The 2,424-nt window shown below is 53.3% G+C and carries 1 protein-coding gene and 1 pseudogene; one reads left to right on the top strand and one right to left on the bottom strand.

Annotated features, from left to right (window positions below; genetic code table 11):
* Window positions 1-378: 378 nt before the first annotated feature.
* Window positions 379-1,155 (bottom strand): annotated as a pseudogene (locus J3S89_RS20975) (tyrosine-type recombinase/integrase); the annotation flags it as partial.
* A 178-nt stretch (window positions 1,156-1,333) separates the two neighbouring features.
* Here J3S89_RS20975 and J3S89_RS20970 point away from each other — a divergent pair.
* On the top strand, window positions 1,334-2,161 hold the full coding sequence (locus tag J3S89_RS20970) for a hypothetical protein (RefSeq protein WP_217931142.1): 828 nt from the start codon (window positions 1,334-1,336) through the stop codon (window positions 2,159-2,161).
* The last annotated feature ends 263 nt before the right edge of the window (window positions 2,162-2,424 follow it).

The raw sequence follows: 2,424 nt of genomic DNA, 5'->3' as shown, positions 1-2,424 counted from the left end.
CGAACGGCTCGAAGAACGCCCATTCCTCGTCGCTCATCAGGTCTCGAATCAACGTCGCCTCCCTCCGAAAGCGACGTTGAATCACTCCACGACCCGAAGGGGAATCCTATTCGTCAACAGGACCTAGTCCGGACCGCTTCAAGCGGACGCTGCGCCGACTAGCTCACAGATCTTAGGACCCGTCCCGGAGTTGCGCTAAGCGCATTCCTACGCAGATCGGGGCGCGCGGGCTCTTTTCAACGTGGTTGTCTGTTGAATGGCAATTTTACCGGTTTTCTCGCCCAGAGCCTGACAATCCACTTCCGGCCCCATCCCGGACGTAACAGTCTAGCTGAGGAAATGCACAAAAAGTCCGGCGCTTCGAACTTTGCCCTATTCTCAATTGCCTCCCATAAACGCCATCGTCGGCGGCGACAGCGTCGGCGCCTGCTTCTCTCCGTTCACCCAGGCATCGACCATGTCGGCCCACTCCTGGAGCATATGCCGGCGCTGCGGCTCGTATTCCGCCTTATTGTAGACGCCGCGCGACGACCGCCCGTCCTCGTGGGCGAGGCATTTCTCGATCCAGTCGCTGTTGAAGCCCATTTCGTTCAGGAGCGTCGAGCCGGTCCGGCGCAGGTCGTGGACCGTGAACGGCTCCAACGGCAGCCCCTCCTTCTTCGCCCGCACAACGACGGCCGTGGTCACGCGATTGAAGGTCGCGCGCGACATTGGCGCGTCGGCGTCATAGCGGGACGGCAGCAGGAAGCGCGAATTGCCGGCGCAGGTCTTCAGAGCGATCAGAATGTCGAGCGATTGCTGCGAGAGATAGACGTTGTGCGCCTTCGACCGCTTCATGCGCTCCTTGGGAATGGTCCAGACGGCGTTCTCGAAATCGACCTCGTCCCAGACGGCATCGGTCAGCTCGCTCTTGCGCACCATGGTGAGCAGGATCAGGCGCAGGCCGAGACGCATGGTCGGCAGGGTCGGCACATGCTCGATCTGCTGGAGCATGATCTTGATTTCGGCCGGCGACAGCGCCCGGTCCTTCGGCTGGAAGGTCGCGATCGAGGCCGGCCCGACCTCGTCGGCCGGGTTCGGCACCTTCTCGCCATGCAGGATCGCGAAGGCGAAGATCTGTTTGACGATGTCGCGGGCGTGGATGGCCGTCGCGGGAACATTTTCGATTGGCTGCCGAGACGATCGATTTCGTCATCTGCGGGACCGCCTCTAGCAGTCTGGTGTGAGCCAACTTGGATCGCCACAACGAAAGTGTAGTCGACCCAACCGCGCTTGAGGAAATTTTGAATCTGGTATAGTCCATACAACTGAGATGGTATGAGAGGAAGGATGTATGATTTACCTTCGAGACAATATTTCCAGAATTGAGAAACTGCTATCTGATAATTCGATATCGAGCACGACATACGCCGCGCTTGAAGCAAGACTGGCGCTGGAAAGAGTTTGCTATGATAGGCTTCAAATTTCACACGATTATATATCGCATGACGAAATAAAAAAGTGGCAGCCAAAAGACGTTGTCCAAAAGCTAATTCAAGAGGTTGATGAAAGCGTCGCCTCTGAATTCACTCTATTTATATCTAAGGAGCCCGCTGAAGATCGGGAAATGACAAGAGAGGAATATGAAAATTTGGAGTTCATACCTGTTGGTACGCAGAGCGGTTTCAGCCCTCGGAAGATCGGATCACTTTGGAATGCACTGTCGCGGCTAGCTCTTCACGTCCATCTTCCTGACAGCAAAGACAAATCCGTTTCTGAATATGGAGACAATGATGAGATAAGAAAAAAAATATCTGAAGTTATCGTTGAATTGAATAGAATATCGAGTGGGAATCTGATTTCTTCTGGTCTTGGTCCCGAAGTGCATTTTACCTGCGAATGTGGGCAAGCGAACAAAAGACGTCAGCGGTTTCTGAGCGCAGGAAAAATTTTGCATTGTATTAATCCAAACTGCAACGAAACGTACACGGTTGAGATGGATGGCGATGAGTTTTTGTTCGCGAGAAGATTTGTCGATATAAAATGCAAATGCGGAAGAGATTTGAAAATGCAGAAGAAGACAATTTTGAGTATAGGACATGATCAGTATGGCAAGATTATATGCGATGCCTGCGAGCGGGATATATACGTTGAGTGGAGATTGGTGCAAATACAACGCTGACCGGCAAGTTCCGAAGGTGGAAATTCCGTCGTTTGTACCATCTTCCGCGACAATCGTTTCGTGAAAGTCGACGAATTTTGTCGAAGATATGCCATCTTTAATTTCCCAACTTCTAAGACGCGCAGTGTGCAGTGTATGACGTGCTCCCCGTCATTCCGGCCACGGATAAGTTTGGTCCTTCACCAGGAGCAGGACCATGCGGCGCAGCCGTTTCAGTGAAGAGCAGATCATCGGCGTGTTGAGGGAGCACGAGGCCGGCATGA

Origin of the sequence: Pinisolibacter aquiterrae, from assembly GCF_019160155.1 — a bacterium.
In the GTDB taxonomy this organism is placed as follows: domain Bacteria; phylum Pseudomonadota; class Alphaproteobacteria; order Rhizobiales; family Ancalomicrobiaceae; genus Pinisolibacter; species Pinisolibacter aquiterrae.
This window is presented reverse-complemented; position numbering and strand designations above follow the sequence as displayed.

Excerpts from the sequence above, each read along its gene's own strand:
- J3S89_RS20970 (WP_217931142.1), top strand. The coding sequence starts at position 1,334 with ATGATTTACCTTCGAGACAATATTTCCAGAATTGAGAAACTGCTATCT.